Below are 23,948 nucleotides of genomic sequence, written 5' to 3'. Positions count from 1 at the left end.
ACGAGCGGCCGCAGCTCCCCCGCACCGGCGGGACACACCCGTCCCGCCGGCGCGAAAAGCGAAACGGTGCCTCCCCCAGCGACTTCCGTCACTGCGGGAAGCACCGTTCGTCGGTACTTCTACGTGGTCAACCGACAGGAACCGTCTGACCTGCGGCTGCAACCGCCTCCGGTGAGCGCTGTTCCCGGCGCTCCGGAGCTCGTTTCCCGGTGCACCGGTCCGGCTGCCGTCCACCGGACCCGTCGCCGACCGCCACGGCCCCGGGCGAAACCCGACCGGCCCGGTGCGGTCCTCGGCCCGCACCGGATCGACAGGACGCGCACCGGCCGTCCCGCACGGCGGTGCGGGACGGCTCTCAGATGTACACGTCCGGAACCTCGAAGGTCTGCACGGTGTTCGGGTTGAACCACGACCAGAACCGGGTGCCGTGCATGGAGGTGTCCTGGTGGTACTGGTACTGGTCGCCGCCGCCCGTGTTGGTGCACCAGCGGTCGACCTGGGCGCCGTCCCGGGACGGGCCGCCGAACCTGGACAGGTCGAAGTTGATCCACTGTCCGGTGCCGTAGTTGGTGGCGACGATCACCAGCTTGTGGTTGGTCGCGTCGTACGCGGCAACGGAGTTGGCGTCGCCGCTGTCGATGATCTGCATGCCCGGACGGATGTGCCGCATGAACTGCGCCAGGACGAAGTACTTGGGATTGACCGCCCCGAGTGTGCCGTTGTTGTTCTGGACCAGTGCCCAGCCGGCGGTCGGGTCCACCACCTGCCAGTAGACCCATGCCGTCGGGTGCAGCCAGCGGAAGTCGAGGTTGAGGTTGCCGGCCGCACTCATGCCGCTGGCGTCCCCGTCGCCGTACTCGGAGTTCCAGATCTTCTTGCCGGCGGCTGCGGCAGCGCTGTACAGCAGGTCGCGCCGCCCGCCGCCGCCCTCGTAGCCGTGCACGTTGATCCGGCCCACGTTCCCCCGAGTGGTGCCGTCGAAGGAGTTCCAGGTGTCCAGGGCGGCGGAGTAGGTGTTCTCGTCCGAGCCGGCCACCGGCATCCACCCGAGGTCGCGCGCATTGAGCTCACCGCGCAGCGCGTTGATCAGCTGCGCCTGCTTGTCCCGGTCGAAGTGACAGCCTTCCTGGTGACGTCCCCAGGACCCGCCCCACTGACCACTGGGCTCGTTCATCGGCTCGACCGAGCTGAAGTCGATGCCCCAGTGGTCGTGCGCGTACCGGGCTATGGTGGCCATGTAGGCGGCGTGCCGGCCGTAGTTCTGGTCCTGCAGGTTGTTGCCGCCGTCCGGCGCACCGTTCGGGTCGTCGTTGTTGAGCATCCACCAGACCGGCGAGTTGGAGAACAGCTCGAATATGTTGGCGCCCCTGTCCCGGGCCTTCCACATCATGTTGCGCTGGTTGGTGTCCGCGTACCAGTTCCAGCTCGAGGAGGACGGATCAGCGCTGTACCAGTCGAGTTGGTACCCCTCGATCTGCGTGTAGCCGCTGATGTCCGCAGCGGGCTTCATCGCCCTGGTGCCGATGCTGTTGGCGAGCGAGGCACCGGCGTTGTACCGGACGATGTTCATGCCCAGACCCGGCAGCTGCTGCCCCTGGTACGACACGGAGTTGCGGGTGAAGAACAGGTCGGCCAGTACGTCCTGGTCACCGAATGCCTTCGCCCACCACGCCAGGGACGTGCCCCACCCCTCCCAGGTCCCCCACTTGTTACCGGGATTGACGGTGGTGGTGTAGTCGGCCCAGGCCGGGCCCGCCGCAGCAGCCGCCACCGCGGCCCCGATCGGCACCGCGAGCAGCCCCCGTAGAACAGTACGGCGCTCCATGAGAATTCCCCCTTGCCGTCATGCGCGCAGCACATGGCGGAATGACGAAACGGTCTTGGTTGACGGAAAAAACTGCTCGGTTGGCCCCCGCCCCGGAACGCCGGATTCTCCGGCCGTCCGACGGGAGCCGCCATGGCGGCGGCGATTCGGTGACCCGGCGGCGCGCTGTGGCACTCCTCTGCGGGCGTACCGGCACATCGCGCACCGTTCGCCTGTCAGTCGGCGACCAGCGGCCCCTGCCCGGCACTGGCCCTGGCCCCGCTCGCGGTGCCGCAGCCGATCGCGGTGCCCGCTGCCTTCACCGCGCCGGTCGACCCATCGTGATGCAGTGCCCAGCCGCCACGACTGAGGGCGCTCTCGTCAGGACGCCCTCGGGTCCCGCACACTCCGAGACCGGCGACAACAGCCTTCGAACGCCGCCGACTTGGGCGGCCACACGAAAGCCCTGACGGGTCGGCAGCAAACCCCCCTCGATCTCTGTCGGCCGAATGACGCGGATGGAGATCCGCCGCCGATCGAACTCTAGCCCGAGTGATGCTGATGATCAATCAGCCCGTTCACCTGCGGTTGTCCGTCCGTACACGCGGTGCGGCCCGACGCGCCTCGCACCCGGCGCGCTTCCGCTACGCCGCCTCCCTGCGGCGCCGACCTGCCGACCGGCCCCGGCCTGTCCTGACGTTCCGTCGCCTCCCCGACAGGGAGAGGATCCGGTCGAGCCGGGGTCGCCGCCCGGCTCATTCGGCTGACAGCCACTCAACCCCGGCAACCGGCGGTGCTCCGGCTGTGATCGGCACGGTGCGACCCGGAGCGTTGCGGTCCGGTGACACGGAATGCTCCATTCCGTCGACTGTTCGCACTAGGTTCGATCATGCACACCGCCGCACAGCCTCGCGGTTCCCGCACGAGAGGGAACGGGCAATGCGCGCGCCCTCACACGTACTGCGTTCAGGAGAACCTGCATGTCCCCCTTGACGACTCGCCGCGCGACCACCGTCCGCACGCTGGCCGGCACCGTCCTGGCAGCCGCCCTGATCGTCCCCACCGCGACAGCTTGCAGCTCCACGTCCGACGCGCACGGCACCACCGCGGCCACCGCACCGGCCGCCACCACGCCCACCGCACCTGACGCGCAGGGCACCGCCGCTCCGGCCACCACGACCGGCGCGCACAGCACCACCGCACCGGCGGCCCCGCCCACTTCGCCCACCTCGCCTCGGGCCACCGCACCGGCCGCCACGGCCAAGCCGAAGTCCCCGGTCCGCACCCAGTCCCTGGTGGACGGCAGCACGGCCGAGGTCCAGGAGGTCGGGGCGCAGCACTACGTCGCCAAGATCGTCCACAACGGTGACGTCCTCGCCACGCTGGAGACGAACGACTCCGACGCCGGGCTGGACGCCAACGACATGTTCGTCGTGCTCTCGCTGGACGGCCAGGTCCACTCCTGGATGGGCGGCGGGAACCAGGGACCGGGCACGTTCAAGCTCGCGGGCGGCTGGACGGCCAAGGTCACGAAGATCGGCGACCTCCGGTACCGCGCGCAGATCATCGGCAACGACAACTCCGTGGACGGCACGCTGGAGTCGAACCAGCACGACGCCGGAGGCGTGGCCAACGGCGTCTACATCGTGCTCACCGCCGGCGGCGAGATCAGCGCCCACCTGTGACGCCACCGGCCCCTCACGATCTCGTGAGGGGCCGGAAACATACCCGGACAGCAAAACGGCCGGTCAACCCGACATCCTGTCGAGCTGACCGGCCGCATTGGGTCGGTTGACCCTGGTGCGCGAGGGGGGAGTTGAACCCCCACGCCCTTGCGGGCACTGGAACCTGAATCCAGCGCGTCTGCCTATTCCGCCACCCGCGCATCGGTGATGTCTTAGATACTAGCCGATCTTCGGACCCACTCCGCACCACCCCCACGGTCCGCCGCCCCCGCCGACCTCAACCGGGGCTCCACCACGTTCACCGAGCGGGGGAGCGCCTCCCTCCGTCCGCCGCCGGGGCGCGACCGGGCCTTCGGGCGCGCACCCGGCGGCGGACGGGGCTACCGGGAGTCAGACCGCGCTCTCGCCCAGATAGGCCTCGCGGACGCGGGGGTCGTGAAGGAGTTCGGCCGCCGGGCCGGACATCCGGATCTCACCGGTCTCCAGGACGTAACCGCGGTCGGCCAGCCTGAGGGCCTGGGCGGCGTTCTGCTCGACCAGCAGGACGGTGGTGCCCTGGGCGTTGATCTCCCCGATGATGTCGAAGAGCTGGGCGACGATGATGGGCGCCAGGCCCATCGAGGGCTCGTCCAGCAGCAGGAGTTCCGGACGGCCCATCAGGGCGCGGCCGATCGCCAGCATCTGCTGCTCACCGCCGGAGAGCGTCCCGGCGGTCTGGCGGCGGCGCTCGGCCAGCCGGGGGAAGAGGCCGAAGACGCGGTCCAGGTCCTCGGGGGCCGCCCGTCCGAAGCGGTAGGCGCCCATCTGCAGGTTCTCCAGCACCGACATCCCGGCGAAGACCCGGCGACCCTCGGGCGAGTGACCGATACCGAGGCCGACCACGTGGTGCGCCGGTACGCCGTCGATCCGCTCTCCGGCGAAGCGCACCTCGCCGGCGGCCGGGCGCAGCAGTCCGGAGATCGTGCGCAGGGTCGTGGTCTTGCCGGCGCCGTTGGCGCCGAGCAGTGCGACCACCTCTCCCTGACGTACCGTCAGATCGATGCCCTTCAGCGCGGTGATCGCACCGTGGTCGACGCGCAGCCGGGCCAGTTCCAGCAGAGCAGGGGCGGGGGCGGGGGCGCCGGTCTGCGCCACCGCCGTCCGCCCGACACGCGTGCCCGTACCGGTGCCCCGCTCGGCCGACGCCCCGGCCGTCACACCGGCCCCCGCCTCTGCCGTCACAGCGCCCGGCGCACCGGCCCCCGCTTCCGTCATCGCTCCGGCCCTCGCCTCCGCTGCCGTCACACCGGTTGTCGCACTGGTCACCGCTCGACCTCCTCCAGGTCCGGTTGGGCGGTCTCCGCGCCCAGGTACGCCTCGACCACCGCCGGATCGCGCTGGACCTCGGCCGGGGTGCCCTCGGCGATCACCCGGCCGAAGTTGAGCACCGCGACCCGGTCCGCGACCGACATCACCAGGCGCATGTCGTGCTCGATGAGCAGCATGCCGACACCGAGTTCGCGGTTGATCCGGCGGATCAGCGTGGTGAGTTCGAGCTTCTCGGTCGGGTTGGTGCCCGCAGCGGGTTCGTCCAGCAGCAGGACGCGGGGGCCGGTGGCGAGGGCACGGGCGATCTCCAGGCGCCGCTGGTCGCCGTAGGAGAGCGATCCGGCGTGCTCGTACCGGCGGGCCGCCAGGCCGACGAACTCCAGGAGCTGATCGGCCCGTTCACCACTGACCCGGTCGGCCCGGCGGGTGTGCGGCAGGCCGAGGGCGATGCCGAGCGGCCCGCTGCGTTCGCGGGTCTCGGCCGCGACCTTGACGTTCTCCAGGGCGGTGAGCGCGCCGAAGAGGCGGATGTTCTGGAAGGTCCGCGCGACACCCAGCCGGTTCACCGAGTGCGGCTTGCGGCCGATCAGTTCGTGGGTCGCGCCCGACTCGTCGCGCAGTGTGACCCGGCCCTCCTGCGGGTGGTAGAAGCCGGTGAGCGAGTTGAACAGCGAGGTCTTGCCCGCGCCGTTGGGCCCGATCACGGCCAGGACCTCGCCGCGCCGCATCCGCAGGCTCACCTCGGAGAGCGAGGTGAGCCCGCCGAACCGCAGGGTGACCCGGCTGGCCTCCAGCACCACCTCGTCCGTACCGGTTGCCGTGGTGGTCACTGTGCGTCCCCTGTCTGCGCCGACGACCGCGCCCCTGCCTGCTCCGACAACCGTGCCCCTGTCTGCGTCGACGACCGCGCCCCTGCCTGCTCCGACGACCGTGCCCCTGTCCGCGCCGGTGTCCGCTCCGACGACCGCGCCGGGGCGCCACTGCGGCTGCGGTGCCGGGCCGGCAGCAACCCCTGCGGGCGGTAGATCATCATGACCACCAGCAGCGCGCCCATGTACATGAAGCGGTCCTTCTGGTCCACCACGTCCTTGAGCGCGTGCGGCAGCCAGGCGAGCAACCCGGCGCCGAGCAGCACCCCGGGAATCGAGCCCATCCCGCCGAAGATGACGTAGGCGAGCACCAGCACGGAGTACAGCAGCGGGAAGTTCTCCGGGTTGATGAAGCCGACCTTGCTCGCGTAGACGACACCGGCGGCGCCGGAGGTGGAGGCACCGATGGCGAAGGCCATCAGCTTGTACTTCACGGTGTCCACGCCGTGAGCGGCGGCGGCCACCTCGTCCTCGCGGATCGCCGCCCAGGTACGGCCGACCTTGGAGTGTTCGAGGCGGCGCAGCACGAGTACGGCGAGCACGATCAGGCCGAGCAGCAGCCACCAGTAGTCCAGCGGGTCCAGCTTCCAGCGGTACCGCACCGGGCCGAGGTCGACCGAGAAGTGCGGGATGCCGAACACGCCGAGCGAGCCGCCCGTGAGTCCGTCGGAGTTCTTGGCGACCAGGTAGATGATCTCGTGGAAGCCGAGGGTGACGATGGCCAGGTAGTCGCCGCGCAGCCGCAGCGTCGGCCCGCCGAGCAGGACTCCGGCGATCAGGCAGGTGGCCATCGCCACCGGGATCACCAGGAAGGGGTTGAGCTCGAAGGGCGGCTTCACCGGCAGGTGACCGGTCCAGAAGGCCGCGCTGTACCCGCCGATGGCGAAGAAGGCGACGAAGCCGAGGTCCAGCAGCCCGGCCCAGCCGATCACCACGTTGAGGCCGAGCGCCAGCAGGACGTAGACGCCGACCCAGTCCACCAGCACCTGGTTGGTGGCCCGGGTGAGCACCAGCGGCACGAACACCGCGAGGGCCAGCCCCACCAGGACGGCGGTGACCCGCACGCCGCGCCGCCGGGCGGCGAGCCCTCCGCCGCGGACGACCGGCGCGGTCACGGGGGCCAGCAGCCGTACGGCGCCGGCCCGCAGGGGTCCACCGGTCTCGGCGAGTACCCAGGCCGCCGCACCGAGGCCGAGACAGACCCAGAGCCGGCCGGAGGCGAGGGTGCCGCGCAGCGAGTACAGCAGGTCCTTTCCGTTGCCCTGCTCGCCGGTCATCACCGCGAGCAGGAGGCCCGCCGCCAGCAGTGCGCCGAGGCGCCGCAGGCGGGGCTGCCGGTACCAGCGTTCGCGGCGCAGCCCGGCCACCGCCACGGCGGACGCGGCCCTCGCAGGACGCTCGGTCCGCTGCTCGGTCCGTTCCTCGATCACGGCGCTCATGCGCCCTCCTCTCCGCCGGCCTCCGGCAGGGGGTGTCCCCGCCGCTCGTCGACCCTTCCGTGGACCATGCCCCGCTCGTCGGCCGCGCCGGCGAACGTGCGCCTCCCGTCAGCCACGCCGTGGAACGTGCGCCTCCCGTCAGCCGCGCCGTGGAACGTGCGCCTCCCGTCAGCCGCGCCGTGGAACGTGCGCCTCCTGGCGGCTTCCGCCCGGTCTGCGGCCCGGGGGCGCCGTCCGGCCGTCCCGACGGGGACGGGGACGAGCACGGGCGTCCCGATGCCGCACCCCCTGCTCACGCCGCCCTCCCGATCTTCACGCCGAGGATGCCGGTCGGACGGAACATCAGCACCCCGACCAGGACGACGAACGCGGCGACGTAGCGCCACTCCTCGCCGAACAGCGGCACGTTGAAGCTCTCCACCAGGCCGAGCAGCAGCCCGCCGAGCATCGCGCCGCGGATGTTGCCGACTCCGCCGAGGACGGCGGCGGCGAAGGCGGTGATGCCGGGGTTGAAGCCCATGGTGAAGGAGACCTGGGTGTTGAGGCCGAACAGGAATCCGGCGACGCCGCCCAGCAGGCCGCCGATCACGAAGGTCCGCGAGATCACCCGGTCGGTGTCCACGCCCATCAGGCTCGCCGTCTCGGGGTCCTGGGCCAGCGCCCGGATGCCCGCGCCCAGCCTGGTCCGGTTCACCAGCAGGTCGAGCCCGGCCATCATGAGCAGTGCGCAGACCAGCAGCAGGAGTTGGGTGACCGTCACCCGTGCGCCGAAGACCGTGAGGACGACGTTGTTGTCGTACAGGTGCGGCATCGGCAGCGGGTCGCGCCCGAAGAGCTTGCCCGCCAGGTTGTAGAGGAAGAAGGAGGCGCCGATCGCGCTGATCAGGAAGACCAGCTTCGGAGCGCCGCGGCGCCGCAGCGGCCGGTACGCGACCTTCTCCAGGCCGTACGCGGTGGCCCCGCCGCAGAGTGCGGACACCACGAGCCCGACCAGCACCAGCAGGACGGACACCGGCGCGGAGGGGTGCGCGGGGGTGAGCGAGGTCAGGACGATCAGGCTGCCGAAACCGCCGAGCATGAACACCTCGCTGTGGGCGAAGTTGATCAGCTGCAGCACGCCGTATACCAGGGTGTAGCCGATCGCGATCACGGCGTACAGGGCGCCCAGGGCGACCCCGGGGACCAGGTAGTCCCAGAACTCGTGCGGGGACATCGAGTCACTCTCCCCCGGCTCAGCTCGCGGCCAGCGTCAGGATGTTGCCCTGATAGGCGATCCTGCCGCTCTCGACCCGGTAGAGGAAGGCGGTCCGGTCCGGGAACTCGCCCTTGTCGTCGAAGCGGAAGCGCTTGGTCAGGCCCTTGTAGTCGGCGTGCCTGACCTTGTCGAGCAGGGCTTCCCGGGTGGCGTCGGTGCCCAGCGTCCGCAGCTGCTCGATCACCAGGTTGGTGACGTCGAAGGCCTCCGCCGAGTAGGTGCCCGGGTCCACCTTGAACTCGGCCCGGTAGTCCTCGGTGAACTTCTTGATCCCCGGCTCCACGGTGGCGTCCACGCACGGGCAGGTCAGCAGCCAGCCCTCGGACGCGTCGCCGGCCAGGTCGATGAACTTCCGGTCGTTGGTGCCGTCGCTGGCGATCTTCGGCTTGTCGAAGCCCGCCTCCTTGAGCTTCTTGGCGAACGGCGCGGCGTCGGCGTAGAAACCGGCGTAGATCAGGCCGTCGGCACCGGAGTTCCTGACGGCGGTGGCCACCGCGGTGTAGTCCGGGGTCTTCTGCGGGACGCTCTCGTGCACCACCTGCACCCCGGCCTTCTTCAGGTCCGCCTCGGCGACACCCGCCAGACCGACGCCGTACTCGGTCTTGTCGTCGACCAGGAAGACCTTCCGCGCCTTGACCTTCTGCGCGAGGTAGGCGGCCATCCCGCCGCCCTGGGCGTTGTCGTTGGGGATGCCGCGCAGGAAGGAGGTGAAGCCCAGGGTGGTCAGTGCGGGGCTGCTGGCCGAAGGGGTCAGCGCCACCAGACCGGCCTGCGAGTAGAGTTGGCCGGCCGCCTTGGTCGGGGCGGAGAAGGCCGGGCCGATGGTCGCGATCACCTTGTCGTCGTCGATGATCTTCTGTGCGGCGGCCGGTGACTGGTCCGCGCTGCCGGCGTCGTCACCGGCCACGTACGAGAGCGTGAACGGCAGGTCCCCACGCGCGTTGGCTTGCTTGATCGCGAGTTTGACGCCGTTCTCCATGTGGACACCGAGCGCCGAGCTCTCCCCGGTCAGCGGCCCCTGGTAGGCGATCCGGTAGACCTTCTTGCCGCCGTCCGAGCCCGCGTCGTCGTCGCTCTTCGAACAGGCGCTCAGCGCCAGCGCGCCGACGATCAGCGGCGCAGCGGTCCGCAGCAGTCTTCTGTGCAGCACAACTTCCCCCTGGTTGAACGGTTCTGGCGGTTCCACGGTGGAGCGGTCCGACCTCGCGCACTCCCGCACCGACCGGTCCCACGGTCGGGCCGGCCCACGCCGCCCGGGCCCATGCCGGTCGGTCCCGCCCCGCGCGATCCCACGGTCACGCGGTGGGTTCCGGTGAGCCGACTCCGGCGAGCCGGACGCGTGCCGAGTGCGCCGGCGGACCGGTCGGCAGCGGTCTCCACGCCGACTGCAGCCTTCTGCAGCGGCCGTGACTCTAGCCAGAGTCGAAGAGCTGACGGCAGAACCGAGTTGGCGCTATGTCACATCGGCGCCCGGACACCCGACGGTTCCCGCAGGCTAGGCAGCGGCCTCCCGGTCCTCCTCCGAGCCCCCGTCGGCCGAGCCCCCGTCGGCCGAACCGCCGCCGGCCGAACTCCCGTCCTCCGTCCCGGCGGCACCGGCGACCGTCACCGCAGGCCGCGGCTGTCCGGCTCCGGTCGGCGGCCCTGCTGCGGAGTCTGCCCGGGGCTCCCGCTGGGACCGGGCCACCCACCACCCCGCCAGCACGACGAGCAGACCGACGCCGATCCTGATCAGCACGCTCTCCGCGTCCTTGGGCGAGCGGTGCACCCACTCCCAGACCACGTAGCCCAGCCCGGCGGCGACCGGCACGACGAGGGCCACCAGGCGCCGTCCCACAGTACGGGCTCCCGGCGTCCACAGGGCTGCTGCGGAGGACCCGGCGAGCAACAGGACGACCCCGGCCAGTGTGAACGCCATCGGCAGTCCGGGCACCAGGAGCGCACAGGCGAGGAGTACCCCGCTGGCGGCGAGGGCGAGTTCCACCGCACGGGTGCCGAACCGGCTCCGGCGGGTGAGGAACGCGACCATCCCCCACACCGTCAGGGTGTAGCCCCGGAAGGCGGCGAGAATCATGCCGACCGGCCTGAACCGTGGCAGGCCGGAGTGGCCCATGCGAGCGCGAATCGGCTTCTGCGAGGTCACGGTGTTCGCGGCGGTCGCCGCCGCGTGCGCGACCGTACGGGCGAAGGTGTCACTGCCCGCGTCGTCCGGAATCCGCTCACCGCCGATCCGCTCGGCCTCCCACCACAACTGCCAGAGGTCCTCCGTCCTGAGCGTGCCCCCGGCGGCGCTCCGCTTGGCGTCGTAGAGCTCCAGCCAGATCCTGCCCTCGCGGGTGTGGTCGCTGCTGCCCTCGCCGCGGATCGAATCCGCCAGCGCGTCGAGGTCCTCCCGCAGGATGCCGGTCTGGACCGCTCGGCAGACCGCCCGGATGCACGCCCGCAGGCCGGCCGGCCCGTTCCCGTCGCCAGCCGTCCCGTTCACCTCGCCGTCCGGTCCTGACGGACCGTCCTCCCGACCGGCTCCGGCCGGCCCCGGCACGCTCGGCCCCGGCGCGGCCGGCCCCGATGAGTCCGGGGGGACGACGGTGACGATGCTCTCGATGAAGCGTCTGCACTCCGCCTCGTCCTCGGCCTCCCAATGCTCCGCCAGCCAGCCGCGGTCGCGGTCGCCCTTCGGCCCGGTGGCGAGCGCGCAGTCCCGGACGAGGCCGAGCAGTTCGTCCACCCGCCTCCGTCGGAGCTCCGCAATCCGCTCGGCGGTCAGGTCCGCTCGCCGCTCGGGGGCGGGGTCCGCGCTCCGGTCGGCGGCCCGGGCGGCCGAGCTCGGCCCGCCGTCCGCCGGAATCGTTCCGCACTGCCGGAGCCGGTCGGGCGAGAGCAGCATCCGGACGATGTGCGCCGAACCGTCCATCCGCCCGTGCAGCCAGTCGTTGACCCGCCACGACGGACGGTAGAACGCGCCGAAGTGGTGCAGCTGCTTCCCGGTCAGCAGTTGCGGCATCATCGACGAGAACTGGACCAGCTCCACCTCCTGCTCGACGTCCTGGCTCGCGCCGGAGAAGGCGAGCTGCACGACGTCGAGCCGGAGCATGCGCTGCAGCACCTGCACCTCCCCGGCCACAGCCTGCCCCGCCACCGGTCCGTGGTCCGTCCCCCGCGCCGGCCGCCCATCGTCCGCCGCCCCGTCCCCCGCCACCGATCCGTCGTCCCCCGCCCCCGCCGGCCGCCCATCGTCCGCCGCCCCGTCGTCCGCCGGCCCGAACAGGTAGTCGTGGAGCGCTTCGAGCCACTGGCTCTCCTCCCTTCCGGTATCGACCGGTTGGGAGGTCCTGACCACGGCGCCGATGGCCCGACGGCAGGTCCGCACCTGCTCGGCCACGGCCCGGACCAGCTCGTACTGCCGCTGCCGGGGATCGGCTCCCCCGTACTCGGAGCGCGCGCTGTCCACCCAGCCGTCGACGACCCGGCCGAGCCACGCCTGGAGCCCGTCCCGGTTCGTCACCCTGCCGAACCGGTCGGACTCGCGCATCGGCATCCCGGAGCACTCGTCCACCGCACCGTCCGGAACCCTCGGGTACAACCGCCCGGGCGCGCCCGCCCAGTACAGGTCCATCAGGCGCCGGTCCCGGTGGATGTCCTCCAGCGTGACGCCGAGACCGCGGCGGGCCTCGACGATCTCCCGACGCTCCGGGGATCCCATCGGTGACAGCTGGAGTGCCCGCCGCAGGACGTCGACGGCCATGTCCGCCAACCGCTCGACGGTCGTCATCCCCCAGTCCCAGTCCCCGTCCGTCCGGGTCAGGGCGGCGGCCAGCGGGTCGGCGGGGACGAACGACCCGTCCCGGCCCCGCTTCTGCCGGATCAGCCCCCGCAGCACCTCGACCAGCTCGCTCTGGCTCCAGCGGTGCTCCCCCACCGGCTGGCCCGCGGCGACGAGTCCTCCGATGGTCCGGGCGGCGTAGTCGACGCGGACCTCGACGTACCCGTTCCACGCCCGCTCGGAGAGGTCCTCGGTGCCACCCGTCATCGCGGCCGCGAGCCGGTCCCTGGCCCGCCGCCGGAGTCGCACCGCCTCGTTGCGGGTGCGGATCTCGGCGAGCTCGCGCGACACCGAGGCGGTCGTCCGCAACCGGGTGAGCACACCGAGCACGGCGTCCCGGGCGTGCGGGAGGTCCTCGGCGGTCGGCACCTCGGCCGGCAGGGCCGTCGTCTCGGCCGGGTCGGGTACGACGTAGGCGAGCACCCGCCGCACCTGGACGCCTCCGGGCTGGCGGTACACCGCCTCCAGCGCCGGGCGGATGGGCTTGTTGAGCAGCACCCCGCCGTCGAGGACGTACTGCGACTGGCGGAAGTTGGCGCCCCCCGCGGTGGACGGCCACGGTCCCTCGCCGGCGGCGGAGGAGTCCGTCACCGCGACCCAGTGCGGCTCGAAGGCGCCCGGGAACGAGGAGGTGCACCGTGCGGCGACCGCCAGCTTCTCCACGACCTCGTCGGCGGCCAGGTCCCCGAGGACGTCCGTGCCGTCGACGGGCGTGGCGAACCTGAAGGTCGCGTCGTGGTCCACCTCGGTGATCCCGGTCCCCATGTCGTCGGTGAACGTCGTCGTCCGGCCCTCCCAGAGGGTGCCGGTGAGGATGAGTTCGACCGGGTGCGCCGCCGCATCCGGGGCCGCTCGGCCGCCGTCCGCGAGTGGCGGGGAAGCGAGCACCATCCTGAGCGCGGAGCGGAGCTTCGGCAGGAAGTACTCGTCCCCCATCAGGAGCGAGGGCGGGTTCTTCCGGAGCGGGCTGCGCAGCAGCTTCTCCAGGCTGCCGTCCCGGCACCACAGGTCCCGCAGGCCGGCGAGATCCCGGGGTCGCGCCAGGCCGAGGGCGAGGAACGCGCCGTTGATCCCGCCCGCCGAGGTGCCGGCGATGACGTCCACCCGCGCCTCGGCCTGCAGCAGATCGAGCAGGGGGCGGTAGACCACCCCGCTCCGGCGGCGCACCGTCGCCAGCCGGTGCAGCTCCAGCGTGACGCCGCTCATCCACACGGCCAGGCTCACACCGCCGTTCAGCACGACGGCGAGGCGGATCTCCTGACGGTCGAAGTCGGTGTCGGACCCCGCGCCGCCCACCGGATCCGCATGCCCGTCCGCTGCGTTCATCACAAGGTCTCCACCCGGCTACGTGCGCCTCGCGCATCGGATCTGCCGCAAGAAGTGTGATCCGGGACCGACGGCGAGCGCAAAACGTCAAATAGAGATCGTCGACGAAGTAACAGGAATCCGAACCGCTCACCGATTCACGCTTTCGGCTCTTTCCGGTGGCATCCCGGGCCTGCCGATGATGACGTTGACAGGGCGCCGGTCCGTCGGTTTTCCGGCGGAGGCGTCCCGCTCTCTCCGGTTCACCGGAATTCCGCACCGCCCCACCGCGGGCCCGGAACCCACCGCAGGCCCCGACCCACCACGGGCTCGGAACCCGCCGTGGGCCACGAACCCGTCGGGAGCGCGGCCAGAGAGCCACCGGGAGCGCGTCCGAGAGCGCCTTCCGAACCTTCGTCCGACCGGGAACGTGGTGGACATGCACGAGATCGCCCGATACAGCCTCGCCGGCATCCGGCTCGTCAACGGGGCCGTGGCACTGCTGGCCCCGCACACCCTGGCGCAGCGACTCGGCATCGCCACCGGCCGTGACAGCGGCGCGAGTTACACGCTTCCGCTGTTCGGGGTGCGCACCGTGCTGCTGGGCGCCGAGCTCCTGTTCGTCAAGGACGGCGCGGCACTGAACCGTTCGCTGCGCCTGGGGACGCTGATCCACGCGAGCGACGTGATCGCGGCCGCCCGGGCGGGGAGGAACGGCGACCTGCCGCCCCGGGCGGCCGCGATCGCCACGGCCATCTCGTCGGTCAACGTCGCACTGACCTTCCTCGCTCGCGAGCCGTCGCGGTGAACGCGGCGCGACGGCCCCCCGGACCGTCCGCCTCGGCCGCTCCCGACTCGCCCGACGCGGAGGAGGAGTTCGACTACGTCGTCGTCGGATCGGGCGCGGGCGGCGGGCCGTTGGCGGCGAACCTGGCCGAAGCCGGGTACCGCGTGCTGCTGTTCGAGGCCGGCGGCGAGAACGAGGGCGCGGACTACGCCGTCCCGGCCTTCCACGCCCACGCGACCGAGAACCCGGATCTGCGGTGGGACTTCTACGTCCGGCACTGGGACGACGAGGACCGGCAGCGGCGCGACGACAAGTACGTTCCCGGACACCACGGGGTCTGGTACCCCCGGGCCGGCACCCTCGGCGGGTGCACCGCGCACAACGCGATGATCACCGTCCGCCCGCACCCGGCGGACTGGGAGCACATCGCCGCCCTGACCGGCGACCCCTCCTGGGCCGCCCGGCGGATGGAGCGCTGGTTCCGGCGGCTGGAGCGCTGCACCTACGTCGACCGGCCGCGGTTCCTGCCGCGGAGCCGCCTGCTCTCCGCCGTCCTGGAACGCCTGCCCGTGATCTCCGCCGGGTTCGTCAACCGCGGCGGCCACGGCTTCGACGGCTGGCTGACCACTTCCCTCCCCGATCCCCGTCTGGTCCTGCGCGACCACCGGCTGCTCAAGGTCGTCGCCGCCGCCGCGGAGTCCGCGCTGACCGCCACGCTGGGGCGCCCGCTCACGGCGTTCGAGGGCCTGGACACCTACTTCGACCCCAACGACCGGCGGGTGGCGGGCGGCGCCCCCGGTGGACTGTGGCTGGTGCCGCTGGCCACGTCCGGCGGACACCGCGTCAGTGTCCGCGACCGGATCCGGGACGTGCGGCGGCGGCATCCGGACCGGCTCACCGTGCGCACCGGCACGCTGGTCACCCGGGTGCTCCTCGACGAGGCCCTGGCCGCGGTGGGGGTCGAGTACGCGGCGGCACCGCACGCGTACCGCGCCGATCCGCGTGCCGGTGCCGATCCCCTGCCACCGCTGCGCCGGGTCCGGGTCCGCCGCGAGGTCGTGCTGTCGGGGGGCGCCTTCAACACGCCGCAGCTGCTGATGCTCTCCGGGATCGGGCCCGGCGCGGAACTCCGGCGGCACGGCCTGCCGGTCCTCCTCGACCTGCCCGGAGTCGGCTCGAACCTGCAGGACCGCTACGAGGTCGGCGTCGTCTCGGAGCTGGACGAGGCGTTCACCCTCATCGAGGACTGCACCTTCGCGCCCCGGGCACCGGGAACCCCGCCGGACCGCTGCCTGACCGAGTGGGAGAGCGGCCGCGGGGTGTACACCTCGAACGGGGCGGTGCTCGCGGTGACGGCCAGGTCACAGCCGGAGCTGGAGTCACCCGACCTGTTCCTCTTCGGCCTGCCCGCCTACTTCCAGGGCTACTACCCCGGCTACTCGGACCAACTGTTCCGCAACAGGCGCTACTTCACCTGGGCGGTGCTCAAGGCCCACACCCGCAACACCGGTGGCCGGGTGGGTCTGCGCAGCGCGGACCCGCGTGACACGCCGCTGATCTCGTTCCGGTACTTCGAGGAGGGCACCGACAGCCGCGGCGAGGACCTCGACGCGGTGGTGCACGGCATCGGGCTGGCCCGCGAGCTGATGCGGCGGGCCGGAGCGGTGGTCAGGCACGAGGTGCTGCCGGGGGAGAACGTGCGGACCCCCGAGGAGCTGCGCGAGTTCGTCCGGGACCGGGCCTGGGGGCACCACGCCTGCGGTACCGCCCGGATCGGAGCCGTGCACGATCCGCTGGCCGTGGTCGACAGCCGGTTCCGGGTGATCGGCACAAAGGGCCTGCGGGTCGTCGACGCCTCGGTCTTCCCCCGGATCCCCGGATTCTTCATCGTCACGGCCGTCTACATGGTCGCCGAGAAGGCGAGCGCCGTGCTGCTCAGCGAGGCGGCCGGGACCGGACGCGCCGTCCGCGCGAACCGCCGCCGCCCGGCAGCGGCCGCCCGTACCGGCTGACACCGGCCCCGCCGGGCGCCGCCGACCGGGCCGCGCCACCGACCCGCACCCGGACCACCCGCACACCCGACACGAGGAGGCCGTCATGGCCGACCAGCCCACCCCCCGAAACAGTCGGCCGCCGACCGGATCGACCTCCCAGCAGGCGCCCGCGTTCATGCGGGCGTACGAGCGGCTGGCGCTGGCCGTCGACCACAAGGTCGGCTGGGACAGGCTGCCCACACCGCTCGGCCTGGCGATCCTGCTGGGCCTGCGGAACCTGCTGCGCCGCAAGAACCTCTTCGACACCACGTCCTTCCCGGCGGTGAACCTGCCGCCGGTCGAGCCGCGGCAGGCCCGCGACACCACCGAGCGCTCGGCCGACGGCACCTACAACGACCTCGGCAGTGCCCGGATGGGCATGGCCAACTCGCGCTTCGGCCGCAACGTCCCGCCGGACCGGACCTACCCCGAGACCGAACCGGAGATCCTCTCGCCGAGCCCCCGCGAGGTGAGCCGCGCACTGCTGACCCGGCACGAGTTCGTCCCGGCCACCACGGTCAACTCGCTGGTCTCCGCCTGGCTGCAGTTCATGATCCGCGACTGGTTCAGCCACGGACAGGGCGTCATGGCCGATCCCTGGCGGATCGAGCTGGTCGACGACGACCCCTGGCCGACCCGCCCGATGCTGGTGCCGCGGACGATCCCCGACCCGACCAGGCAGCCGGGCGACGGCCTGCCGCCCACCTTCATCAACGAGAAGACGCACTGGTGGGACGCGTCCCAGATCTACGGCGCCGGCCCGCAGGAGCAGCGGCAGCTGCGGGCCGGCGAGGGCGGCAGGCTGCGGGAGCCCCGCAACGGCGCGATGTCCACCGGCGACCCGGAGCAGGATCCGGCGAACACGCCGGGCTTCTGGCTCGGTCTGGCCATGATGCACCGGCTGTTCATCCTGGAGCACAACGCCATCTGCGACCGGCTGCACGACGAGTACCCGCAGTGGACGGACGAACAGCTCTTCCAGCGGGCCCGGTTGATCAACGCCGCGCTCATCGCGAAGATCCACACGGTCGAGTGGACCCCGGCGGTCATCAGCCACCCGACCACGGTCGTCGCGCTGCGGGCCAACTGGTACGGCGTCCTCGGCGAGCGGCTGAGCCGGCTGCTGGGCCGGCTCAGCCGCAGCGAGGTGCTCAGCGGCATCGTCGGCGGCGCGACGGACCACTTCGGCGTCCCGTACGCGCTCACCGAGGAGTTCACCGCGGTCTACCGGATGCACCCGCTGATCCGCGACGACTGGAGCTTCCGCTCCGCCGCCGACGACACTCTGCTGCAGGAGGCGAAGTTCCCCGAGCTGTCCGGCCCGCACGCCTACGAGCTGCTGGCGAAGCACTCGCTGACCGACCTCTTCTACTCGTTCGGCACCGCCCATCCGGGGCTGGTGACACTGCACAACTACCCCGAGTTCCTCCAGCGGTTCGAGCGACCCGACGGGAAGGTCGTCGACCTGGGCGCCATCGACATCCTGCGCATCCGCGAACTGGGCGTGCCCAGGTACAACGAGTTCCGGCGGCTGCTCCACCTCAAACCCGCCGCGGACTTCGAGTCGCTGACCCCGGACCGCACCTGGGCCCGGGAGCTGAGCCGGATCTACGAGGGCGACATCGAGCGGGTGGACCTGATGGTCGGGATGTTCGCCGAGCGCCGGCCCGAGGGGTTCGCCTTCAGCGACACCGCCTTCCGCATCTTCATCCTGATGGCCTCGCGCCGGCTGAACAGCGACCGGTTCCTCACCAAGGACTACAGCCTCCAGGTCTACACCCGCACCGGACTGGACTGGATCGAGAACAACACCATGGCCTCCGTGCTGCTGCGGCACTTCCCGGACCTGCGCCCGGCGATGTCCTCGGTGACCAACGCGTTCACCCCCTGGCAGAGCACCAGGGCCTGAACCGGGCCCCGGTCCGCGTGCTCCGCCCCGCCCGCCCGGTGTCCCGACCGGGCGGGCGGCGACGGCGCTACGGCTTCATCGAGCGGAAGTCGGGGCCGGCCAGGAACTTCCAGATCGACACCACCGCGGCGAGCTGCGCCATCACGTACGCGATCTGCACCGAGAGGCCGCGCAGTTGGTAGATCGAGAGCAGCAGCTGGAACCGGCTGGGCCAGAAGCGCCGTTCGGCGCGGAAGGTGTCCGCGTCCATGGCGAGGCTGGTGAGGGTCAGCACCAGGAGCATCAGGGTGGCGGCCAGCGCCACGGCGCCGAGCGTCTGGTCGGTGATGAGGTTGCCCATGATGTCCAGGGCGATCAGCATGGTGTAGGCGGCCACCAGCCACAGGGCGCGCGCCGGGCCGCGGCGCCCGGGCAGCAGGCGCCAGAGCGCTCCCAGGACCAGACCCGCGCCGGCCCAGACGAGCTCCCAGGAAACGAACTTCCACACCATCTCGGGTGCTCCGAAGGCGGACTGGAGGGCGAGCATCCACTGCTCCTGCGGCGCGTAGGCCGACCAGACCATGACGAAGCTGCCGGGAACGCCCACCGCGGTCGCCAGCAGGGCGGCCCGGCGGGCGTTGTACCACCACCTTGCGTGCGGACCCCAGCTCAGGGCGATGTCCAGGACCGTGACCTGGCTGGGCAGCCACGGCCGTGCCACGGCGCCCTGCGCCACCGGCCGCCAGCGGTGCAGCCGGTTCAGTTCCTTCTCCACCGCGTGCCTGTTGAGGGCGCCCTCGCCGTGCCCCTGGTCCAGGCCGCGCAGCGCGATGATCAGCTCCCGGTAGCGGCGGGCCCGGTCGATGAGGTCCCGGTGGCCCGACTCGGTGATCGCCTCGCCCAGCGTCGGAGCGGCGGCGCAGCCCTCCAGGTGCTGGCTCAGGACCGCCCACCGCTGCCCCACCGCCAGCAGGCCGTACAGCGCGGCGATGTCCAGCACCAGCCAGAGACTGGCCAGCACCTGGCTGCCCGCGTACGAGCCCTCGCGCCAGGCCACCACGACGGCGAAGAACACGGCCAGCAGGAGGCGGTCCAGCTCGGCGGGGTTCGCGTAGGGCACCTGCAGCCCGGTGTCCCTGGCCCGCAGCAGGGCGACGACCGCGACACCCGTCAGGACCCAGGTGTGGGAGTAGCACCACGACGGGACGCTGGCGGCCAGCGACACCGCCTCCCGGCTCAGCACGAGCAGGTGCAGCGAGCCGTACGCCGGTGCGGTGCGGTCCGTCAGCCAGCTGATCCGCTGCCAGTAGCCCTCGCGGGCCCAGAGCGCCCAGCCGAGCAGCAGGACGGTGAGGGCGGCCAGTCCCGCCCCGGTCCCGCGCAGTCGCAGGGGGTTCGCCGGTTCCCGGAGCAGGCCGCCGTCCTCTGCGAACAGCCGGAGCCAGAGCACCAGCCCGGTCAGCCACAGCCACAGCACCGCCGTGGTCAGCACCACCAGAGCGGCGATGCCGGAGGCGGGCGGGGGCTGCCGGGGGACGAGCTGCGCGGGAAGCCCGAACAGGCCGGGCAGCACGGCCACCAGCGACCCGGCCACCGCCGCCAGCGAGACCGCGAGCAGCACCGACGCCCTCGGCCGGGCCGAGATCGCGAGGGCCCAGCCGGCCAGCACGCCGATCAGGACCTGCCAGCGCTGCTCGTAGCCCCACGGGCCCGGTAGGTCCACCGCCCTGGCCGCGTCCGGGATCAGCCGGTAGAGCAGCAGGATCATCAGGCCGATGACGGCGTTGAGCAGGCCCCAGCGCAGCAGGGCCCCGCTGCTGCTCCGCTCCAGCGCGCTGGCCACGGCGCCGGCTGGCTGGCGGCGGGCGCGGAGGGCGGCCACCACGATCACCGCCGAGGTACCCACCCACCAGGTGGTCTGCCCGGCCGCGTTGACGACGCGCCACCCCTCGCTGCTGGTGTTCGCCGTCGCCAGGGCGCGCTGCCACGGAGGCACCAGCTGCACGGTCACGGCGGTGTTCGGCCCCCCGGGCTGTCCGAGCCCCGACCACACCAGGTCGTCGCTGTCGACGGCCGAGGGTGTGGGGGTGACCTCGAAGGCGGCCAGGCCGCCCAGGCCGATCTGGACCCGGTCCCAGCGGGCGCCCGCGAGCGCTGTCGGCGGGGTGAGGGACAGCTTCCACCGCTCGGCGCGCATGTCGACCGCCCACGGCCCCACGGTGAAGGTGCCGCGCTGGTTGAACCAGAAGACCGTCCGGTACCGGACCTTGACCCAGGAGTCCACCGCGGTCACCTGCGGCCGGTGCAGGCGCCACTCCTCGAACCGCAGGTCCTGGAGCCGGGGACTCCCCTGCTCCTCCCGCAGCAGGCAGCGCATCGCGAGCCGGTAGGCGTCGGAACTCTCGCTCAGCATCAGGTCGTTGGCGTACGCCCAGCTGGTGGGCACCTGGACCGTCATGTCCCCCTGGCCCTCGATCACGGTCTGGGCGTGGTTGACGAGTCGCAGTACGGCTTCGGTCCTGGCCGTGGCCAGCTGCTCCGCGTGGCAGCCGGCGGCTGCCGCCGCCTCGGCCCGGCCGGGCCACAGGGCCCACCAGGCCAGACCGGCCAGCAGCAGGGCGGTGCACCACCTCCACCGGCGCGTCACCGCCCGGGCCTCCCGCCTCGTGCCGCTGCCCTCGGCCGGGGTGCCCGAGGGCAGCGGCGTGCTCGTTGCGCGGGAGGCCTTCAAGGCCGGCTGTTCCCGCTTCCCGGGCACCCGCTGACCGGACTGCACTGCAGGATCACCTGGTAGGCGTGGCCGACGGCCGCTTCGCCGTCGTCGCCCCCGGCGGTCCTGACGAACCGCCACTGCGAGGGCCTGGTGTGCTCGGTCGTGGCCGCCTTCGCCACCTGGACGTGCAGTGTGCGCGCCGCCACGTCGTGGGTCTCGACCAGGATCTCGTCGGCGGCGACGGCGAAGTGGTGGTGCAGCAGGCACAGGCCGAACCGGTCGAGATTTCCGTGCTTCTCCAGTACGGCAACAAGATCGTCGACGAACTTGTGATCCTGCGGACCCAGCCCTTCGACTTCCTCGAACCGCGGGAGTGCCTGCCCGGGATCGGCCGTACCGATTCCCATCGACCCGTTTCCCATCGACCCGTTTCCCATCGACCCGCTCCTCACTGTCACGGCTGCATGGCATTCGGAACGCTAAATGGGTTGGTATACGCCTGCAAGGACAGACATAGGGCAACCGGCCCGTCCCCCGGAAAGATCAGCCGTTCACCCGGATCCGCGCGGTCAGCCCCGGTCGGCCGCCGGCGTCGCGACCCGATCGCCGGGCCGTCCGTCGGCACCGTCGTCCAGATATGCCGCCGCCTGTAGGGAGAACAGCTCGGCGTAGTCTCCCGCACGGCCCATCAGCTCCTCGTGGGAACCCTCCTCGGCCAGCCGGCCGTGGTCCAGGAGCAGAATCCGGTCGGCCTGGCGGACGGTGGAGAACCGGTGCGAGATGTACAGCGTGGTCCGCCCCCTGGCGAGTCGGTGCAGGCGCTCGAACAGGTCGTACTCGGCTTCGGCGTCCAGCGCCGAGGTCGGCTCGTCGAGCAGCAGGATCGCGGCGTCGCGCATGAACGCGCGGCTCAGGGCGATCTTCTGCCACTCGCCGCCGGAGAGGTTCACGCCCTCGTCGAACCAGCGGCCGAGCGGCGTGCCGAACTTCCCTGGGAGCCTGCCGATGACCTCGGCGGCCCCGGCCTGCCGGGCGGACTCCTCGATCCTCGGCAGGTCCTCCAGGTGGTCGAGGTCGCCGAGCCCGATGTTCTCGGCCACCGTGGCCTGGTAGGTCACGAAGTCCTGGAACATCGCGCCCATCCGGGAACGGAGTTCGTCCGGATCCACCTCCCTGATGTCGATCCCGTCCACCAGGATGCGGCCGGCGGTCGGCTCGTAGAGCCGGCACAGCAGTTTGAGCAGGGTCGACTTGCCCGCACCGTTGCGACCGACCACGGCGACGGTCCGGCCGGGCTCGATCCGGAAGCTGACGTCGTCCAGCGCGGGCGCAGCCGAACCAGGGTAGGCGAAGGAGACGTGCTCGAACACGATCTCGCCGCGCAGCGGGCGGGGCAGCGGGACGGGGTTCGCCGGGCGCCGGATCGTCGCGGGCACGGCCAGCAGCTCGTACACCCGGGTCAGGTAGAGGCTGTTCTCGTACATCTCCGAGAAGTTGTTGAACATGCCCTGGACCGAGCCCTGGACCGAACCGGCAGCCTGGGTGTAGAGGGTCAGGTCGCCGAGGGTGAGGTGTCCGGCCACCGCCTGCAGGGCCGTGTACAGGTAGGTCAGCGAGCCGGTCAGGGCGGTGAGCGAGCCCCACCCGGCGGCCATCAGCTGGCGCCTGACCATGACCTTGCGCAGCCGCCCGTACCAGGCCAGACCGAGCAGGCGGAAGCGCTCCACGAAGTAGCCGCCCAGCCCGAAGGTCTTCACCTCCTTGGCATGGGTGTCGGTGGTGACCAGCGTCGACAGGTAGTGCATCCGGCGCTTGACCGGCGCTCCCCACAGGGCGACCAGGAAGCCGCGCCCGCTGTACCTGGCCTGGGAGACGAACGCGGGGACGGGGGCCAGCAGCGCGATCAGTGCCAGCCACGGGTTCATCCGCGCCAGCAGGCCGATCATGCCCGCGAAGGTCCCGAGGGCCTGGAGCAGGTCGAAGACCCCGGAGATCAGGAACATCGGGCGGGTGGGCGCCTCCTCCTGCGCCTGACGCAACAGGTCGTAGGAGGCGGAGCCCTCGAAGAACACCTGGTCGAGCCGGCTGGCGTGATCCATGATCCGGTACTGCAGGATCTGTGACAGGCGCTCCTGCAGCAGCTGACGGCAGGTCTGGCTCAGCGAGGCGAACGCCGTGCCGACCACGGAGACGAGCAACTGCACGGCGGCCAGCCCGACCAGCTTGCCCGCACTGGTGGTGCGGGTCGTCAGGAACGGCAGGCTCAGCACGACGTGGTCGGGGGCGCCCTGGGCATGCAGCCGGATCGCCTCGACCACGGTGTCCAGCAGCAGCTTGGTCAGATAGGCGACCGCCGCCGGGAGGGCACCCCCGACCACCGTGGCCGCCGCCATCCCGACGGTCAGCCAGGGTCCGGCCTGCCAGGCCAGGCGCAGCACCTGCGGCAGCGTCCTGACGACGGCGCCCGCCGTACGCCACCACCGGGACAGGCGCTCGGTCCGGCTCGGGCGCCGCTCCTCGCCCGGCAGTTCGTCGGGGAGGTCGGGCGAACCGGTCAGACCACTGTCCGGGACGCTCGACGCTCCGTCTTCGAAAGGCATGCGTCGCATGGGGCTCCACTCGTCGACATGTCAAAAATGACATGTTAATTATGAGCCTTCGAGCGCGCGTGGCAAGCCTCCATCTCCTGCACGGCCCCGCCGCAGCCCCACCACCTCGGTCATCCCAGGTCGAGCACCTGCTGCCGGGCGGACTTCGGTATGAACCAGCGCCTGCAAGGAAGTTGATGAAACGTCACAGACGGGGCGACCGGGAGGCGGCGGGAGCGGCCGGCCGGGAGACGGCGGGGCGCCCCGAGCGGCCGCCAAGACGCGAGGCGCAGAATCGTCGGTCCGGATGTCCCGGTGGTCACCGAACGCCGGTGGGCGATCGGGCCTGGGCGTCGTCCCGGCAACCAGCCGGGGGCTCCGGCCGGATGGCCGCAGACACTTGGCCGACCGGCCGAAGGCGGAGTCGGCCGGCCAAGGGTAGAGCGACCCA

General features: G+C 71.8%; 14 protein-coding genes and 1 tRNA gene. 4 read left to right on the top strand and 11 right to left on the bottom strand.

The features are described 5' to 3' along the window. Nucleotides 1-355: 355 nt before the first annotated feature. A complete protein-coding gene (locus ACFC1R_RS30865; RefSeq protein ID WP_375944208.1) occupies nucleotides 356-1,825 on the bottom strand; it encodes a glycoside hydrolase in 1,470 nt (489 codons plus the stop codon). A 959-nt stretch (nucleotides 1,826-2,784) separates the two neighbouring features. On the opposite strand from ACFC1R_RS30865, the gene ACFC1R_RS30860 reads away from it, so the two are divergent. After that, complete coding sequence (locus ACFC1R_RS30860; RefSeq protein ID WP_375944206.1) at nucleotides 2,785-3,489, top strand: hypothetical protein; 705 nt, start codon at nucleotides 2,785-2,787, stop codon at nucleotides 3,487-3,489. Nucleotides 3,490-3,602: 113 nt separating this feature from the next. Here ACFC1R_RS30860 and ACFC1R_RS30855 read toward each other — a convergent pair. The 7 genes from ACFC1R_RS30855 to ACFC1R_RS30825 form a co-directional block, all read right to left on the bottom strand. After that, a tRNA-Leu gene (locus ACFC1R_RS30855) sits at nucleotides 3,603-3,689 on the bottom strand. A gap of 190 nt (nucleotides 3,690-3,879) precedes the next feature. Beyond that, nucleotides 3,880-4,623, bottom strand: coding sequence for an ABC transporter ATP-binding protein (locus ACFC1R_RS30850; RefSeq protein ID WP_375944220.1), 744 nt, complete (start codon nucleotides 4,621-4,623; stop codon nucleotides 3,880-3,882). A gap of 167 nt (nucleotides 4,624-4,790) precedes the next feature. Next, entirely contained in the window at nucleotides 4,791-5,627 is an 837-nt protein-coding gene (locus ACFC1R_RS30845; protein WP_375944204.1) for an ABC transporter ATP-binding protein, read from the bottom strand. Then, nucleotides 5,624-7,105, bottom strand: a complete 1,482-nt coding sequence (locus tag ACFC1R_RS30840) for a branched-chain amino acid ABC transporter permease (RefSeq protein ID WP_375944202.1) — start codon at nucleotides 7,103-7,105, stop codon at nucleotides 5,624-5,626. Before ACFC1R_RS30840 ends, ACFC1R_RS30845 begins: the two co-directional genes overlap by 4 nt. A gap of 292 nt (nucleotides 7,106-7,397) precedes the next feature. Continuing rightward, nucleotides 7,398-8,318 (bottom strand): branched-chain amino acid ABC transporter permease, encoded by a 921-nt coding sequence (locus ACFC1R_RS30835; protein ID WP_375944200.1) that lies wholly within the window; start codon nucleotides 8,316-8,318, stop codon nucleotides 7,398-7,400. 19 nt (nucleotides 8,319-8,337) lie between these two features. Next, complete coding sequence (locus ACFC1R_RS30830) at nucleotides 8,338-9,510, bottom strand: branched-chain amino acid ABC transporter substrate-binding protein (protein ID WP_375944198.1); 1,173 nt, start codon at nucleotides 9,508-9,510, stop codon at nucleotides 8,338-8,340. A gap of 345 nt (nucleotides 9,511-9,855) precedes the next feature. Next, nucleotides 9,856-13,509, bottom strand: a complete 3,654-nt coding sequence (locus ACFC1R_RS30825) for a patatin-like protein (protein WP_375944196.1) — start codon at nucleotides 13,507-13,509, stop codon at nucleotides 9,856-9,858. A gap of 418 nt (nucleotides 13,510-13,927) precedes the next feature. Between ACFC1R_RS30825 and ACFC1R_RS30820 the strand changes: the two genes are divergently transcribed. The 3 genes from ACFC1R_RS30820 (at nucleotide 13,928) to ACFC1R_RS30810 (ending at nucleotide 18,217) form a co-directional block, all read left to right on the top strand. Then, nucleotides 13,928-14,296, top strand: coding sequence for a hypothetical protein (locus ACFC1R_RS30820; RefSeq protein ID WP_375944194.1), 369 nt, complete (start codon nucleotides 13,928-13,930; stop codon nucleotides 14,294-14,296). After that, nucleotides 14,293-16,287 (top strand): GMC family oxidoreductase, encoded by a 1,995-nt coding sequence (locus ACFC1R_RS30815; protein ID WP_375944192.1) that lies wholly within the window; start codon nucleotides 14,293-14,295, stop codon nucleotides 16,285-16,287. Before ACFC1R_RS30820 ends, ACFC1R_RS30815 begins: the two co-directional genes overlap by 4 nt. Before the next feature lie 85 nt (nucleotides 16,288-16,372). Beyond that, the gene (locus ACFC1R_RS30810) at nucleotides 16,373-18,217 is read left to right on the top strand and encodes a peroxidase family protein (protein ID WP_375944190.1); all 1,845 of its coding nucleotides are present in this window, start codon (nucleotides 16,373-16,375) and stop codon (nucleotides 18,215-18,217) included. 67 nt (nucleotides 18,218-18,284) lie between these two features. On the opposite strand, the gene ACFC1R_RS30805 is transcribed toward ACFC1R_RS30810, so the two are convergent. From ACFC1R_RS30805 to ACFC1R_RS30795, 3 genes are all read right to left on the bottom strand, one after another. Continuing rightward, the gene (locus ACFC1R_RS30805; protein ID WP_375944188.1) at nucleotides 18,285-20,927 is read right to left on the bottom strand and encodes a DUF6185 family protein; all 2,643 of its coding nucleotides are present in this window, start codon (nucleotides 20,925-20,927) and stop codon (nucleotides 18,285-18,287) included. After that, nucleotides 20,924-21,316, bottom strand: coding sequence for a hypothetical protein (locus tag ACFC1R_RS30800; RefSeq protein ID WP_375944186.1), 393 nt, complete (start codon nucleotides 21,314-21,316; stop codon nucleotides 20,924-20,926). The genes ACFC1R_RS30805 and ACFC1R_RS30800 overlap by 4 nt, the downstream gene beginning before the upstream one ends. Nucleotides 21,317-21,478: 162 nt before the next feature. Further along, nucleotides 21,479-23,509 carry an ABC transporter ATP-binding protein gene (locus tag ACFC1R_RS30795; protein ID WP_375944184.1) on the bottom strand — a complete coding sequence of 677 codons (2,031 nt, stop codon included), beginning with the start codon at nucleotides 23,507-23,509 and terminating at the stop codon, nucleotides 21,479-21,481. Between the last annotated feature and the right edge of the window lie 439 nt (nucleotides 23,510-23,948).

The sequence above is a fragment of the Kitasatospora sp. NPDC056138 genome (genome assembly GCF_042264695.1).
Classification (GTDB): Bacteria; Actinomycetota; Actinomycetes; order Streptomycetales; family Streptomycetaceae; genus Kitasatospora.
This window is presented reverse-complemented; position numbering and strand designations above follow the sequence as displayed.